General features: G+C 72.5%; 15 protein-coding genes, 1 tRNA gene and 1 riboswitch. Of the genes, 4 read left to right on the plus strand and 12 right to left on the minus strand.

Features of this window, described 5'->3' with window-relative positions:
* Positions 1 to 226 precede the first annotated feature (226 nt).
* Entirely contained in the window at positions 227 to 694 is a 468-nt protein-coding gene (locus tag Q6350_RS14795) for a hypothetical protein (protein ID WP_304603981.1), read from the plus strand.
* 237 nt (positions 695 to 931) lie between these two features.
* Entirely contained in the window at positions 932 to 3,487 is a 2,556-nt protein-coding gene (locus tag Q6350_RS14800) for a VCBS repeat-containing protein (RefSeq protein WP_305066592.1), read from the plus strand.
* 167 nt (positions 3,488 to 3,654) lie between these two features.
* Here the strand turns inward: Q6350_RS14800 and Q6350_RS14805 are convergent, their stop codons facing one another.
* Entirely contained in the window at positions 3,655 to 4,278 is a 624-nt protein-coding gene (locus tag Q6350_RS14805) for an NAD(P)H-dependent oxidoreductase (protein ID WP_305066593.1), read from the minus strand.
* Between the two features lie 112 nt (positions 4,279 to 4,390).
* Between Q6350_RS14805 and Q6350_RS14810 the strand changes: the two genes are divergently transcribed.
* Together Q6350_RS14810 and Q6350_RS14815 are read left to right on the plus strand one after the other, a co-directional pair.
* On the plus strand, positions 4,391 to 4,744 hold the full coding sequence (locus tag Q6350_RS14810; protein ID WP_305066595.1) for a helix-turn-helix transcriptional regulator: 354 nt from the start codon (positions 4,391 to 4,393) through the stop codon (positions 4,742 to 4,744).
* Between the two features lie 160 nt (positions 4,745 to 4,904).
* Positions 4,905 to 5,585 (plus strand): HNH endonuclease family protein, encoded by a 681-nt coding sequence (locus tag Q6350_RS14815; RefSeq protein WP_305066597.1) that lies wholly within the window; start codon positions 4,905 to 4,907, stop codon positions 5,583 to 5,585.
* Positions 5,586 to 5,780: 195 nt separating this feature from the next.
* On the opposite strand, the gene Q6350_RS14820 is transcribed toward Q6350_RS14815, so the two are convergent.
* From Q6350_RS14820 to Q6350_RS14870, 11 genes are all read right to left on the minus strand, one after another.
* A tRNA-Pro gene (locus Q6350_RS14820) sits at positions 5,781 to 5,854 on the minus strand.
* Positions 5,855 to 5,988: 134 nt separating this feature from the next.
* Entirely contained in the window at positions 5,989 to 6,483 is a 495-nt protein-coding gene (gene ribH / locus Q6350_RS14825; RefSeq protein ID WP_305066598.1) for a 6,7-dimethyl-8-ribityllumazine synthase, read from the minus strand.
* Complete coding sequence (locus Q6350_RS14830) at positions 6,480 to 7,814, minus strand: bifunctional 3,4-dihydroxy-2-butanone-4-phosphate synthase/GTP cyclohydrolase II (protein WP_305066600.1); 1,335 nt, start codon at positions 7,812 to 7,814, stop codon at positions 6,480 to 6,482. Before Q6350_RS14830 ends, ribH begins: the two co-directional genes overlap by 4 nt.
* Entirely contained in the window at positions 7,811 to 8,449 is a 639-nt protein-coding gene (locus tag Q6350_RS14835; RefSeq protein WP_305066601.1) for a riboflavin synthase, read from the minus strand. The genes Q6350_RS14830 and Q6350_RS14835 overlap by 4 nt, the downstream gene beginning before the upstream one ends.
* Positions 8,449 to 9,561, minus strand: a complete 1,113-nt coding sequence (gene ribD / locus Q6350_RS14840; protein ID WP_305066603.1) for a bifunctional diaminohydroxyphosphoribosylaminopyrimidine deaminase/5-amino-6-(5-phosphoribosylamino)uracil reductase RibD — start codon at positions 9,559 to 9,561, stop codon at positions 8,449 to 8,451. Before ribD ends, Q6350_RS14835 begins: the two co-directional genes overlap by 1 nt.
* 130 nt (positions 9,562 to 9,691) lie before the next feature.
* Positions 9,692 to 9,822, minus strand: a riboswitch (FMN riboswitch).
* Between the two features lie 77 nt (positions 9,823 to 9,899).
* Entirely contained in the window at positions 9,900 to 11,459 is a 1,560-nt protein-coding gene (gene der / locus Q6350_RS14845; RefSeq protein ID WP_305066604.1) for a ribosome biogenesis GTPase Der, read from the minus strand.
* Positions 11,456 to 12,154 (minus strand): (d)CMP kinase, encoded by a 699-nt coding sequence (gene cmk, locus Q6350_RS14850; protein WP_171245712.1) that lies wholly within the window; start codon positions 12,152 to 12,154, stop codon positions 11,456 to 11,458. Before cmk ends, der begins: the two co-directional genes overlap by 4 nt.
* A 50-nt stretch (positions 12,155 to 12,204) precedes the next feature.
* Positions 12,205 to 13,014 carry a pseudouridine synthase gene (locus tag Q6350_RS14855; RefSeq protein ID WP_171245711.1) on the minus strand — a complete coding sequence of 270 codons (810 nt, stop codon included), beginning with the start codon at positions 13,012 to 13,014 and terminating at the stop codon, positions 12,205 to 12,207.
* Positions 13,015 to 13,052: 38 nt separating this feature from the next.
* Entirely contained in the window at positions 13,053 to 13,712 is a 660-nt protein-coding gene (scpB, locus tag Q6350_RS14860) for an SMC-Scp complex subunit ScpB (protein WP_305066606.1), read from the minus strand.
* On the minus strand, positions 13,709 to 14,590 hold the full coding sequence (locus Q6350_RS14865) for a ScpA family protein (protein WP_305066607.1): 882 nt from the start codon (positions 14,588 to 14,590) through the stop codon (positions 13,709 to 13,711). The genes scpB and Q6350_RS14865 overlap by 4 nt, the downstream gene beginning before the upstream one ends.
* Positions 14,574 to 15,485 (minus strand): ParA family protein, encoded by a 912-nt coding sequence (locus Q6350_RS14870; RefSeq protein ID WP_304603996.1) that lies wholly within the window; start codon positions 15,483 to 15,485, stop codon positions 14,574 to 14,576. The genes Q6350_RS14865 and Q6350_RS14870 overlap by 17 nt, the downstream gene beginning before the upstream one ends.
* Between the last annotated feature and the right edge of the window lie 103 nt (positions 15,486 to 15,588).

Here is a 15,588-nt window from a genome sequence, read left to right on the forward strand (position 1 = left end):
GCGGGCACCACTCGCACGCTCGGGTCGCCGGGCGCCCGCCGGGCCCTCTCGGTCTCCCGATGAACTGGTGGTCGGTGCGGGTGAACTTGCCCCCGGCAACCCCGGTTCACCCGCCTCCGCACTGCGTTCTCCGGGGCATGTCGGCCACGATGGAGCAGTTCCGTCACGTCATGGTTCGCGAACGGTCCCGAACCGGCAAACGACGTCACCGAGAGAAGGATGTCCCATGAAGATCCAGCGCATCGCCGCCGGCACCGCCGCCGTCGCCCTCGCCACCCTCGGCGTCGCGGGCACCGCCCACGCCGCCGACCACAGCACCACTGTCCCGGGCCACCAGGGTCGCGACGGCACCGTCGTCGGCCACTACACCTCGCTGTACGCCGAGGACGACGCGGGCGACTGGTACTGGGACCTCGGGGACGGGCGCGTCATGGGCAGCGTCGACGGCGTCGGCGACCTCGACCCGGACACCGTCGTCACCTGCGACTACCAGGTGATCTACCGCGGTGACTTCGGCGACGACCCGAGCCTCGACGACGGCTGGATCAAGAACAACATCCGCTGCGACGACGGCACGACCTACAACAGCACCTACGTCAGCTCCGAGGACCCCCGCTACACGGGTGAGCACCCCATCTGGGGAACGTGGGACATCGTGGTCAGCACCGTGTCCGGCCAGGGCAACACCGTCTGACCGAGGCCCCGGCCGCGAACGATGAACGGCCCGGGTCCACGCCCGTGGACCCGGGCCGTTCCGGCTCTCGTCGAGAGATGCACCCGGACCGGGACCGGTACGCCGCGGCGGGGGCACCGCAGCAGGCGAGGGGGTGAAACACGACGGGTCCTGCCGCCGGGGTCGCATGCCGGGCTGCCTCAGCGGATCCTTGGAGCATCAACGCCCGAGCACGGGGGGCCCACCGTGAAGGTTCGCATGGCTGTCGCAGGCATCGTCGCCTTCGTCCTGGCTCTCGCCCTCGGGCTGGTCTCCCCCGCCGTGACGGCGGTGGCGGACCCCGGGGACCGCGACCGTCCCGCCCCCAAGGCGTCGTCGGGCCAGAGCTCGAGCGGTGGGCCGCGGACGACGCCGTTGTCACGGCCGTCGAGCTCCCTCCAGGCCCGCGGCCCCGCCTCCGCCACGGCGACGGCTTCCTCGCCCTCCGCGACCCCGGGCCTGGCCATTCCCGCCTGGGGTGACGCGCAGTGGAAGCACCCCGACACCTTCCAGACCATCGAGCTCGCCGACCTCGACGGCGACGGGCGGGACGAGATCTACGGCCGGTTGCCGGCCGGGCTGGAGGTCTACGACTTCCGTGTCGACTCCGGCCAGTGGGCCCCCACCTACGTCACGGGCACGCTGCCGTTCGCCGACGCCCCGCGGGCCCCGGTGGGCTGGCTGCCGCCCTACTACTACGCCACCATCCAGACCGCCGACGTCGACGGTGACGGCAGCGAGGAGGTCGCCGGTCGAGGACCGACCGGTCTGCAGATCCATTCCTTCGAACCGGCGGCGACCGCCGGGGAGTCGACGTGGTGCACGCTCGCGGCCGAGGGCCCCTTCACCGACTCGGGGCCGTGGGCGCAGGATGCCGCCTACTACTCGACGATCCAGGCCGCCGACCTCGACGGCGACGGTCGCGAGAACGAGTTCTTCGGACGCGGCACGGACGGGATCGAGGCATGGCGCTTCAACGCCGGGGGCGACTGCTCGACCGCGGGGTCGTCGTGGACGAAGCTGCCGACCCTCCTGCACTTCAGCGACACCACCGCCGGCCCGGGCGTGGCCGACCGCTACGCCACGATCCAGGCGGCCGACATCGATGGGGACGGCACGGACGACGTCCTCGGCCGGGCCGGGAACGGGATCTACGCCTACAGCCTCGCGACCGGTGCGTGGACCGACCTGCCGGTGCTCCACGAGTTCACCGACAACCAGGGCTTCACACAGGCAAGCCAGTACAGCACGATCCAGACCGGCGACCTCGACGGCGAAGGTGGCGTGGAGGTCTTCGGGCGCAACGCCGACGGGATCGTCGGCTACCGGCTGGAGGGCGGCACCTGGCAGACGCTCAAGGCGCTGGTCAAGGACTTCGGCAACTCGAGCAGCGTCGACTGGGGCAGCGCCCCGGGCTACTACCGCACGATCCAGGCGGCCGACATCGACGGCGACGACCGCGACGAGGTCGTCGGTCGCAGCGCGGACGGGATCCACGCGTGGGAGCTGCTCGCCTCCGACAACTGGCACGAGGTCTCGACCGGCGGACCGTTCGCCGACGCCGACGGCTGGTCGCAGGACTGGAGCCGGTTCGCCACCATCCAGCTCGGCGACATCGACGGGACGGTGCCGCTCAACGCACCGACGACCAACGGCGGCGACCGCGCCGAGATCATCGGCCGCGGCCCGACCGGCGTCCAGACCTATGCCTGGGACGACGTCAAGAACACCTGGGTCTCGCCCTCGGCGACCTTCCCGGACTACTCGACCGGGACGGCGAAGGCTGCCTACCAGGCCGTCAACGCGACGATCGCGACCCAGCTCGGGTACACCAACCCCGACTTCGACCTGCGTTCAACCTATGGTTCCGAGACGGGCTACAACCTCGGGACGAAGTACCCCGAGCTGGTGGCCGCCGCGACCCAGCCGTCCAACGTCCCCGACGCTGTGTGGGAGTCGGTCACCACCCAGCTCACGAACGAGCTGTCGGCGGCGGCGAGCGTCGAGGCGTACTTCGCCGGAGTGCAGGGGGCGCTGCAGCAGGACGAGATCACCGACCTGGCGCAGGACGGGCCGCAGATCGCCGAGCAGCTCGACTACAACATCAAGTCGTCGCACGCGCTCGAGGCCGACCTCTTCGGCCTCGCCGCCGGCGTGGCGGAGGCGCTGGCCAACCTGGCCACCACCGAGACCGGCGTGCCGGTGGGCAGCGTGGTCGGCGGCCTCTTCTCCGCGGGATGGGCCACAGGGACGCGGGTGAGCGAGGGTTCCGCCAACTCGACGCTGCACAAGGACCTGCAGAAGATCCTGGACGACTCGGCCGGGATGATCACCGCAGCGGCCGACGCGATCCCTGCCGCTCGGGAGGCGGTCGCCACCGACTACGGCATGTTGTGGGAGGTGGGCGCACTGACCGGCAACGACACGTGGGTCCCCCCGACGAACGACTCCACCGCGGCGCGCACCGCCCAGGCGTTCAACGTGTGGGTGTGGCAGGTGGTCCTCAACGACCAGGCCCACGTCGAGCACAAGGACAAGGCGAACGCCGCGTGGAGCTACGACGGTTTCCACTACGGCCTGAAGGTCGGTGACGCCTCCGACATCGAGAGCCAGCTCTTCGGCAAGACCTCGGCCGGATGCCTCGCGAACTTCGACCCGTCGTGCAACCTCCACGTGCCGCCGGACTTCGTCTTCCAGGGAATCTACGGCTGGGACATCCCGTGCGGCTTCTTCACGACGTGCCAGCCCACGGGCGCCTGGCTGCCGCCGGAATGACGAGGGCCACGTGCCCACGTCCCAGGCCTGGCGTCGGAGCGCGCCCCGCCCGGGCCAGCGGATGCCCTGCTCCTGAGGAAGTCGAGAGCGGTGCACGGGCGTGACACAGGGCTCGTCCCCGAGGTGTCGGGGACGAGCCCTGTGTCAGTGGTACCGCCGGGCGGAGATCAGGCGAACGATCGGGCGCTGCCCGTCACGTTCGGCACAGGCCCGAAGTGCGCCGCGAGGTGCGCGTCGAAGCGGGCGAAGTCGTTCTCGACGTCGGGGTTCTTGAGGACGTCGTAGGCCATGAACGTCGGGGCCGGGGACAGCCCGATCCACTTGAAGTTCAGGTGCATCGGTCGCATCAGCTCGTCCTCGCTCAGGCCGGCGAAGAACTCCTCGGCCGGGTCACCGAACGCCTCGGCGGGCGCGTTGCCCGTGAGCGACATCATGTACGTACCGGACAGTCTCGGGGCGAGACCGTAGTTCTTCGTCGGAGCCTCGGCGGTGCGACCGTCGCCGCCGGAGAGCTCCCCCATCATGCCCTGCGTCCAGACGTCGTCGATGTACTTCTTGAGCGCCCACGACACGCCCATCCAGTTGACCGGCGCCTGCAGGAGGACGATGTCGGCCCGCTGGAGCTTCTCGATCTCCGCGTCGATGTCGTAGGGCTGCGCGACCTCGGTGACCTCGACGTCGTGACCGTGCCCGGCGAAGAACGCCCGAGCGCGCTGCACGAAGGCGTCGGTCAGCGTGCCCGGTGACATCGGGTGGTGCGCGTGACCGTTGATGATGAACACGTTCGACATGAGTTCCTCTCGGGATGGTGGAGGTCGGGTACCGCCCTCCTCGAGGGCGACCGCACCGACGCTACATCATGTACGCATGATTGCGTACATGCTCTCCCGTTAGCATGGCGGCATGGCGAGCCGCACCTCCTCCCCGCTCGTCCACCCTGACGCGGCGGACTTCGACCTCTTCACGGTGATGAGCGCCTTGTCGGACCCGACACGGCTGGGGATCGTGATCATGCTCTCGAACGACCCCGGCCTGAACTGCGGCGGCTTCTACCGCGACGTGACACCGTCGGTCCTCACCCGGCACTTCCGCGTGCTGCGCGAGGCCGGCGTGATCCGGCAGGAGGACGTCGGCAACCAACGTGTCAACACGCTGCGCAAGGACGAGCTCGATCGACGCTTCCCCGGCCTGCTCGACCTCGTGATCAACGAGGGTGCCGACCGTGCCGCACCCTTCCCGGGCCTCAGCCTGCCGTGAACCGAGGACCCGCGGTCACGGCGCTGCCACGGCACGCCGACGCGGGTGACGCCTCTCGCGTGCAGGGTGAAAACCTGACGCACTCCCGGGCCGGGAGGTCCACATCGAGTGTTGCCTCGGTAGACTGACGGGAACGACAGCCCGAGCTCAGGGGGCAACGGTGAGGTTCCGCATCGCCATCGCCGGCATCGTCGCCTGCGTGCTGACACTTGGCCTCGGGCTCGTCACCCCCGTCGTGACGGCTCCTCCGGCAGAGGCGGTCACCAAGATCTCGGCCCGCACGCTCCTGCGCCAGCTCCCGGTGGCCTCCGAGACCAACAAGGGCTACGACCGGTCGAAGTTTCCGCACTGGATCGACACCGCCGACAAGGACGTGTGCGACACCCGCGAGGAGGTCCTCATCCAGGAGGCGATCCGCGCCCCGCGAGTTGCGGCATCGACCTGCGCCATCTCGGGCGGCACCTGGCGCTCCAAGTACGACCGCGTGACCACGACCGACAAGTCGACGTTCGACATCGACCACGTCGTACCCCTCAAGGAGGCCTGGGCCTCCGGAGCGAAGAAGTGGACCACGAGCACGCGCAAGCGGTTCGCCAACGACCTCGGCTACCGAGCGACACTCATCGCGGTGTCCGCGTCGTCCAACCGGTCGAAGGGCGCGCGTGAGCCGCACGAGTGGATGCCGCCCAACCGGGCGTACCACTGCACCTACGCCAAGCAGTGGATCGCCATCAAGTGGCGCTGGTCGCTCAAGGTCAACCAGACGGAGAAGACCTACCTGCGCCGCCAGCTCGACAAGTGCGACAGCGTCCTGGTGAACAAGCCCCGGCGAGCCACCTAGCACTCCGTCTGCCATGGGGATCTCCGAAGGTGCCGCGCGGAGACGTCAACGCCGCGACCGACGCGATCCTGCGCGAGCTCACCATCGACCTCACCCGCGACGACCAGCCACGCCGCACCAAGACCCGAAGATGACAAAGGCCCGAACCCACCAACGTGGATCCGGGCCTTGCCGATGTCTGACGACATCACACGGTCGGGCTGACAGGATTTGAACCTGCGACCCCCTGACCCCCAGTCAGGTGCGCTACCAAGCTGCGCCACAGCCCGTCCGGTTCATACCTGGTGCCGAAGCACCGGGAACGGACCGGTCCGGCCCCGTAGGGCCGACCGAAATACTACCCCAGACCGGGCACCGCTCGTCCACTCCGCATCGCGGGTGTGTCCGGGGTCACCGGGGACGGTCAGGCGGTGGGCGCCGACGCACCCGTCCGTACGCCGCGCACGACGTGCGCCGTCGCCAGCGCTGCCGCCGCGGCCTCGTAGCCCTTGTCCTCGTGCGAGCCCTCGAGCCCGGCGCGGTCGAGGGCCTGCGCCTCGTCGTCGCACGTGAGCAGACCGAACCCGACCGGCACGGTGTGGTCCAGCGCGACCCGGTTGAGCCCGTCGGTGGCCGCGGCGCACACGTAGTCGAAGTGCGGTGTGCCGCCCCGGATGACGACACCGAGCGCCACGACGGCGTCGTACCCGGCCGCGGCGCAGGCCTGGGCCGCCACCGGCAGCTCGAAGGACCCGGGCACCCGCAGCACCTCCGGCTCGACGGAGTGGTCGGCGCACGCCCGCCGGGCGCCGTCGAGCAGCCCGTCCATGACGGTCTCGTGCCAGGAGGCGGCGATCACGGCCACCCGCAGGTCCGAGCTGTCCACGGCGTGCGTGGTGGGCGCCCCCGCCCCGCTCATCGCAGCACCTCGCGCGCCGTCGTCATGCCGTTCATCGGGCCTCCTTCAGGTTCGACTCGAGGGTGAGGGTCGGTCCCCGGGCGAGGTTCGACCTCGGGTTCAAGGTTGGGCAGGTCGTGCCCCATGCGGTCGCGCTTCGTCCGCAGGTAGGCCACGTTGTCGGGCGCCGGGTGGATCGCCAGCGGCACCCGTTCGGCCACGGTCACTCCCCCGGCCTGCAGGCCGTCGACCTTGGCGGGGTTGTTGGTCAGCAGGCGGACGGACCCCACGCCGAGGTCGCGCAGCACGTGCGCGGCGGCCGTGTACTCGCGGGAGTCCACGGGCAGCCCCTGGGCCAGGTTCGCGTCGATCGTGTCCTGGCCGCCGTCCTGCAGGCTGTACGCCGTCAGCTTGGCGACCAGGCCGATGCCGCGGCCCTCGTGGCCGCGCATGTAGACGACGACGCCGCGGCCGGCCTCCTGCACCGCACGCAGCGCGGAGTCCAGCTGCGGCCCGCAGTCGCAGCGCAGCGAGCCGAAGGCGTCCCCGGTCAGGCATTCCGAGTGCACACGGGTCAGCACCGGTCCGCCCGCGTCCAGGTCGGCGAGCGCACCGGCCACCAGGGCGACGTGCTCGTCGCCGGTGACCCGGTCCCGGTAGCCGACAGCCGTGAACTCGCCGTGCCGGGTGGGCAGCCGCGTCACCGCCAGCCGGTCCACCGTCGACTCGGTGACGCGGCGGTAGGCGACCAGGTCGGCGACGCTGACGAGCTCCAGACCGTGCTCGGCGGCGAACTCGCGCAGCGCGGGACGACGCATCATGGTCCCGTCGTCGTGCGTGATCTCGGCGAGCACCCCGGCGGTACCGCGGCCGGCCAGGCGGGCCAGGTCGACGGCGGCCTCGGTGTGCCCGGTGCGCTCGAGCACGCCCCCGGCGCGAGCACGCAGCGGCAGCACGTGGCCCGGACGGGTCAGGTCGGCCGCCGTCGCGTCCGGGTCGGCGAGAACCCGCGCGGTGCGGGCACGGTCGGCGCCCGAGATGCCCGTGGTCACGCCCTCGGCGGCGTCCACGGTGATCGTGTACGCCGTGCGGAACGCGTCCCGGTTCTCGGTGACCATCAGCGGCAGCCGGAGCCGGTCGAGCGTGTCGCCGTCCGCGGCGACGCAGATCAGCCCGCTGGTGTGCCGCACGGTGAAGCCCATGAGCTCCGGCGTGGCCGCCTCCGCGGCGAAGATGAGGTCACCCTCGTTCTCCCGGCTCTCGTCGTCGACCACGACGACGGCGTGGCCGGCGGCCACCGCCGCGACGGCTCGTTCGACGCGCTCCCGCAGTCCGGGGTCCACGGTGCTCATCGGGCCACCTCCGCGATCTCGGCCGGCGGCACCGCCGGCCCGGTGAAACGTCCGTCCAGGAGCCGCTCGACGTGCCGGGCGAGCACGTCGGTCTCCAGGTTGACCTGCTCCCCCACCGCCCGGGCACCGAGCGTGGTGCGCGCGAGGGTCTCGGGGATGAGGCTGACCGTGAACCGGTCGGTGCCTGCCTCCACGACGGTCAGGGAGACGCCGTCGACCGCCACGGACCCCTTGCCGACCACGTACCGCGCGAGGTCGGCCGGCAGCGAGATCTCCACGACCTCCCACCGCTCACCGGGCGTGCGGGACAGGACGGTGCCGACACCGTCGACGTGCCCCTGCACGATGTGGCCGCCGAGGCGCTCCCCCACGGCCAGCGCCGGCTCGACGTTGACCCGGTCCCCGGCGCGCAGCGCGCCGAGGGACGTGGCGTCGAGGGTCTCGGCCATGAGGTCGGCCGTCCAGGTCGACGCGTCGTGCTCGGCGACCGTCAGGCAGCACCCGTTGACGGCGATCGAGTCGCCGGTGCGCACGCCGTCGAGCACGCCCGGCGACCGGACGGTGAGGCGGGCGGCGTCGGCGCTCTTCTCCAGGGCCTCCACGGTGCCGAGCTCGGACACGATGCCGGTGAACATCAGGACTCCTTCCGCGGCCGCAGGGTGAGCCGCACGTTCGTGGCGGCCAGGCCGGAGGCGGGGCCGTCGGGGGTGGAGAGGTCGTCGGGGGTCGGCTCGACGACGGTCACGTCGACCAGGTCGAACCGTGCGGCGTCGGAGATGGTCGTGACGCCCAGGTCGCCCACGGCGGCCGGGCCGGCACCGAGCAGGGTCGGGGCGACGTAGGCGACGATCTCGTCGACGAGGCCTGCGCGCAGGAACGCCGCGGCCAGCGTCGCGCCGCCCTCGAGCAGCACGTGCCGCCGGTCGAGACGCCACAGCTCGGCGAGCGCCTCGTGCGGGTCGTGGGTGCGCAGGTGGCACGTCTCCACGCCGTCCGGGCCCGGAGCGGCGAGGCGGGAGGTCGCGGGCAGGTCGCGCCGTCCCATGACGGCCCGCAGCGGCTGAGGGCCGTCGGCGTCGCGGACGGTCAGCGCCGGGTCGTCGTCGAGCACGGTGCCGGTCCCCACCAGCACGGTGTCGACCTCGGCGCGCAGCCGGTGCACGTCGCGCCGCGCGGCCGCCGACGTGATCCACCGGGAGGTGCCGTCGACGGCGGCGGTCCGCCCGTCCAGGGTGGTGGCGACCTTCCAGGTCACGACCGGGCGGCCGAGCTCGACCGCGGTCGACCACACCCGGTTGAGCTCGCGCGCGTCCTCGGCGCCGACGCCACCGACGACGTCGACCCCGGCGGCGACCAGGACGCCTGCTCCCCCGGCGGCCGTGGGGTTGGGATCAGCCTGGGCGTAGACCACGCGTGCCACGCCGGCGTCGCGCAGCGCGTCGGCGCACGGACCCGTCCGGCCGGTGTGGGCGCAGGGTTCGAGCGTGACCACGGCGGTGGCGCCCCGTGCGGCGTCGTCGCCGTGGGCGTGCCGGGCGTTGGTCAGCGCGACCACCTCGGCGTGCGGGCTGCCCGCACCCCGGTGGAACCCCTCGGCGAGCGTGGCGCCGCCGGGGTCGAGCAGGACGCAGCCGACGCGCGGGTTGGGTCCCAGGTCGAGTCCCGGTGTGGCGGCCAGCGTCAGGGCTCGCTGCATCGCGGCCTGCTCGGCCGGGGTCACCGTGGATGCCGCCGCGGCGGTGGTCATGTCCTGGCCCCTCGTCGTCCGGTCGCGGACCCCGGGGGCTCGGCGGCATGGTCGCCCGCCGGTCCTCGCGGGACGCCGGAGCGTCCGCGGGGCGTGGACGTGCCACGCCGTCGGCGAGCGAGCGGTGCCGTCGCGTGCGTCTTCCCATCCGGACTTTGACCGTCGGTCCAGGAGTTCCACCTGGTCAACCGGTCACTGGCTGTGACCGGGTCGCGGACTGTTACCGCCGGTTCGGAGTTTCACCGACCCCAGAGCACGCGAGCTGTTGCTCGTTCAGCACGAGAGTATCGCACCGCGCCCCTGCGGACGTACGACGCACGTCACAGCTGCCCCGCCGGTCAGCGCCGGCGGCGCTTCTCCCGCACCCGGACGCTGATCCGGATCGGCGAGCCCTCGAACCCGAACTCCTCGCGCAGCCGGCGCTCGATGAACCGGCGGTAGCCGGCCTCGATGAAGCCGGTGGCGAAGATGACGAACCGGGGCGGCCGGGTGGAGGCCTGGGTGGCGAACAGGATGCGGGGCTGCTTGCCCCCGCGCACCGGGTGCGGGTGCGCCGAGACCAGCTCGCCGAGGAACCCGTTCAGGCGCCCGGTCGGGATCCGGGTGTCCCAGGACGCGAGCGACGTCTCCAGCGCCCGGACCAGCCGGTCGGTGTGCCAGCCGGTGCGCGCCGAGACGTTGACGCGCGGCGCCCACGTGACCTGCACGAGCTCCTTGTCGATCTCCCGCTCGAGGAAGTGCCGGCGGTCGTCGTCCATCAGGTCCCACTTGTTGTAGGCGATGACCAGCGCACGGCCGGCGTCGACCGTCTGGGAGATGACCCGCAGGTCCTGCTCGGTCAGCGGCGTCGAGGAGTCGATGAGGACGACGGCGATCTCGGCCTTCTCGATGGCGGCCTGGGTGCGCAGCGACGCGTAGAAGTCGGCCCCGCGGGTCTGGTGCACCCGCCGACGGATGCCCGCGGTGTCGACGAACCAGTACGGGATGCCCTTGATCTCGACCAGCTCGTCCACCGGGTCACGGGTCGTCCCCGCGGTCTCGTCCACGACGACGCGCTCGGCGCCGGCCAGCTTGTTGAGCAGGGAGGACTTGCCGACGTTCGGGCGCCCCACCAGGGCGACCCGGCGCGGGCCCTCGGGACGCAGCTCGCCGCGGGCGGACTCGTCCGGCAGCACCTCCAGGACGGCGTCGAGCATCTCGCCCAGACCCCGACCGTGCAGGGCCGAGACCGGCATCGGCTCGCCGAGACCCAGCGACCAGAGGTAGGCGGCATCGGCCTCGCCGGACGGCCCGTCGACCTTGTTGGCGCACAGGATCACCGGCTTGCCCGAGCGGCGCAGCAGCTCCACGACGCGCTCGTCGGTGGCCGTGGCACCCACCTGGGCGTCCACGACGAAGACGACCGCGTCGGCGAGGTCGATGGCGACCTCGGCCTGCTCGGCCACCTTGGACTCCATGCCCGCGACGTCGACCTCCCAGCCGCCGGTGTCCACCAGCGCGAAGTCCTTGCCGGCCCACTCGGCGGCGTAGGTCACGCGGTCGCGGGTGACCCCGGGCGTGTCCTCGACGACCGCCTCGCGGCGACCCAGGATCCGGTTGACGAGGGTCGACTTGCCGACGTTCGGCCGGCCGACGACGGCCAGCACCGGCAGCGGCGCCTCGGCCGGTGCGGACTCGAGGTCCTCCCACCCGGTCTCCAGCAGCTCGCGGTCGGCCTCGTCGAGCTCGAAGTCCTCGAGACCGGCGCGCAGCGCGCGCTCGCGGGCCTCGTCGTCGTCGAAGGGGGTGACGAGTGCTCCGTGGTCCTCGACCAGGACCTCGGCGGTGTCGACCGGCGCGTCGGTGGTGTCGACGGAGTCGGCGGGCAGGGGCTCGGGACCGTCGGCGGAGGTGCTCATGCCTGCCATTGTCCCAGGCGCTCGACGGCCGTGAGGACCGCGGCGACGGTCTGGTCCAGGTCCAGCTCGCTGGAGTCCACCGTCACCACGCCGTCGGCGGCGGTGAGGAACTGGCTCACGGTCGAGTCGTCGCGGTCGCGGCGCAGCACCTGGTCGCGCGTGGCGTCGACGGCCGCGGCGTCGGCGGCTCCGTGCACCTCCAGGGAACGCCGACGCAGCCGGGCCTCCTCGCTGGCGGTGAGCAGGATGCGCGCGTCGGCGTCCGGGGCCACGACGGTGGTGATGTCGCGCCCCTCGGCGACGATGCCGCGGCCGCCGGAGAACCCGTCGGTCGCCTCGACGTCGATGATGGCCCGCTGACGGCGCTTCATCTCGGCGCGGACCTCGAGGTTGGTCGCGACCTGCGACACGGCCGAGGACACCTCGGTGGTGCGGATCGCGGCGGCGACGTCGTCGCCGTCCAGCACGACGCCGGGGGCGGCCGGGTCGACGCCCATCTCCAGCGGCATGTCGCGCACGGCCCGGGCCACGGCGTCGGCGTCGGTGAGGGCGACGTCGGTGCGCACGCACCACAGGGTGGCGGCCCGGTACATGGCGCCGGTGTCAAGGTAGGCCAGGCCGAGGCGGCTCGCGACGGCCTTGGAGACGCTGGACTTGCCGGAACCGGACGGGCCGTCGACGGCGATGGTGACCACAGGTGTTCGCTCTCTTGTCGGGGGACGGGGCGGATCGTGCGGGGGTGGACTCAGAGGTCCACGGCACGCATCAGGGTGCCGAGCTCGGTGCGGCCCAGCACGCGCGTGCGGCCGGCCTTGAGGTCGCCGAGCGTGATCGGGCCGATCCGGGTGCGCACGAGGCGGGTGACCGGGAAGCCGATCGCGTCGAACATCCGGCGCACGATCCGGTTGCGACCCTCGTGCAGGACCACCTCGATCATGGTGCGGCCGGGCACGGAGTCCACGACCCGGACCTTGTCCATGCGGGCCGGGCCGTCGTCGAGCTCCACGCCCGCGGTCAGCTCCTTGGCGTGGCGCGGGTAGAACTCGGCGCCCTCGACCGTGACGAGGTAGGTCTTCGGGATCTCGTAGCTCGGGTGCGACAGCCGGTTGCCGAGCTCGCCGTCGTTGGTCAGCAGCAGCAGGCCCTCGGAGTCGGCGTCCAGGCGGCCCACGTGGAAGAGCCGCTCCGGGCGGTCCTGCACGAGCTCGGCCACCGTGGGCCGGCCCTCGGGGTCGCTCATCGAGGACAGCATGCCGAGCGGCTTGTTGACGGCCACGGTGATCTTGGACTCGTCGAGCTGGACGCGCAGGCCGTCGACGTGCACGACCGCGGTGGCCGGGTCGACGCGCACGCCGAGCTCGGCCACGACCTGGCCGTCGACCTCGACCCGCCCCTGGGCGATGAGCTGCTCGCAGGCGCGTCGTGAGCCGACGCCGGCCTGGGCGAGGACCTTCTGCAGCCGGACGCCGTCGGGCACGTGGACGTCGACGGGCGGGTTCGCGGGGGCGTGTCGGCGTGAGGAGCGGCGGCTCCCGCCGCGGCGTGAGGTGGGCATGGCCCCTATTGTCGCAGGACGCCGGAGCGGGGCCGACCTCAGTCGATGCCGAGGCCCTCCAGACCGCCGAGCGCCTCCACGCCGGGCAGGTGCGGCGCCAGCGGCGGCAGCTCGTCGAGCGAGGTCCAGCCCATCCGGTCCAGGAACTCCCCGGTGGTGCCGAACAGCACCGCGCCGGTGGTCGGGTCCTGCCCGACCTCCGCCACCAGGTTGCGTGCCAGCAGGGTGCGCACCACCCCGTCGACGTTCACCCCGCGCACCGCCGAGACCTGGCCCCGGGTGACGGGCTGCCGGTAGGCCACGACGGCGAGGGTCTCCAGGGCGGCCTGGCTCAGCCGGGAGGACTGGCCCTCGAGCACGAACCGCGCGACGACGTCGGTCAGGTCGCGATGGGAGTAGATGCGCCAGCCCTCGGCCCCGCGGCGCAGCTCGAAACCCCGCGGCCGGGCCCCGTCGGCCCCCTGGTACTCCTCGGCGAGCGCCGCCAGCGCCGCGTGCACCTCGGCCGTGGGTCGGGCGACGGCCGCGGCGAGACGTTCGGCGGGGACCGGCGACTCGGCGACCATGAGGATCGCCTCCAGGGCGGCCGGCAGACCCCCGGGCAGGTCGTCGACGTCGACCGGTGCCGGACTGTCTCCCGACGCCGCCGGGCCCGGGGCGACCGCTGTCCCTGCGGTCGCGGGGACGTGCTCGCTCATGCTGCTCCTTCCACGGCGCCGTCGAACTCCTCGACGTCGCCCACGTCGTCGTCGGCCCCGCCGGTCCACCGCACGGTCAGCTCTCCCAGGGCGGTGACCTGCTCGAAGCCCACCTGGCCGCTGCGGAACAGCTCCAGCAGCGCCAGGAAACGCGCCACGACCACGAGGCGTTCCGCCCCCGTGGTCAGGGCGCGGAACGTCGCCGTCCCCTCGCGCCGCAGCTGGTCGGCGACCAGGAGCGCCTCCTCGCGCACGCTCACGGCGGCGCCGTGCAGATGGCTCAGGCCCACCACCGGCGGGACCTTGGGTTCGAGCGCCCGCGCGGCGAGCTCGGCCAGCCGGTCGCCGTCGAGGGTCCACACGAGGTCGGGGAGCATCGCGGTCAGGTGCTCCTCCATCGGGACCGACCGGGGCACCCGGCGGCCGGTGTCGGCGAGGCGGTCGGCGAACACGGCCGAGATCTCCTTGTACGCCCGGTACTGCAGGAGACGGGCGAACAGCAGGTCGCGGGCCTCCAGCAGCTCGAGGTCCTCGGCGTCCTCCTCGACGACACCGGGCAGCAGCCGGGCCGCCTTGAGGTCCAGCAGCGTGGCCGCCACGACGAGGAACTCGCTCGCCGCCCCCAGGTCCCACGAGGGGTGCTGCTCGCCGCGGTCGGCGGCGTCGCGGGCGGCGGACTCGGCGGCGCGCAGGTGGGCGACGAAGTCGTCCGTCACCTCCGCCAGCGCCACCTCGGTCAGGTCCAGCTCACGAGCGTTGATCAGGGACAGCAGCAGGTCGAACGGCCCGTCGAAGTTGTCGAGGTGGACCTCGAACGCCCCGGCGCGGGCCTGTCCCGCAGGTGCCTCCGCCGGGGTCCGCTCAGGTGGCGCTGCCACGAGCGACGAGCTCACGGGCCAGGTGCCGGTAGGCCGCCGCGCCTGCGTGGGACGGCGCGTGCGAGGTGATGGGCTCGGCGGCCACCGAGGCGTCGGGGAACTTCACGGTCCGACCGATGACGGTGTGCAGCAGCGTGTCTCCGAACGCCTCGTGGACCCGCTGGACGACCTCGCGCGAGTGCAGGGTGCGCGCGTCGTACATGGTGGCCAGGATGCCGTCCACGGCGAGGTCCGGGTTGAGCCGGTCGCGCACCTTGTCGATCGTCTCCACGAGCAGCGCGACGCCCCGCAGGGCGAAGAACTCGCACTCCAGCGGGATGAGGACGCCGTCGGCGGCGGTCAGCGCGTTGACGGTGAGCAGCCCCAGGGAGGGCTGGCAGTCGATGAGCACGACGTCGTAGACGTCCAGCGCCGGGCGCAGCGCGCGGGAGAGGACGGACTCGCGCGCAACCTCGCCGACGAGCTGGACCTCGGCGGCGGACAGGTCGATGTTCGCCGGTACGACGTCGAGCCCCTCGATCGCCGTGGGACGGACGACGTCCTCGAGGGTCACGTCACGTTCCATGACGAGGTTGTAGACGCTGAGCTCCAGCTCGTGCGGGCTGACACCCACGCCGACGGACGCGGCGCCCTGCGGGTCGAAGTCCACCAGGAGCACCTTGCGGCCGTACTCGGCCAGCGTGGCTCCGAGGTTGATGGTCGTGGTCGTCTTGCCCACGCCGCCCTTCTGGTTGCACATCGCGACGATCCGGGCCGGACCGTGCGAGTCCCGCGGTGCGGGGACGGGGAACTCGGGCAGCGGGCGGCCGACGACGTCCGTGGGCGGACCGTCCTCGTTCGCCGCGGTACCCGGGATCCCGGGCAGGGTGTTCTCGGCGGTCGCCGGCTGCGTCATCGTCTCACTCCCCCGGGTGCCTCGGTCACGCTGTCACGCTACACCGCGCCACGGGCCGGGACCGGGCGCTCGTGCGGCGCGCCGCGCGGAACCGCGGGGGCAC

It is taken from the genome of Isoptericola sp. b515, assembly GCF_030588125.1.
Classification (GTDB): domain Bacteria; phylum Actinomycetota; class Actinomycetes; order Actinomycetales; family Cellulomonadaceae; genus Isoptericola; species Isoptericola sediminis.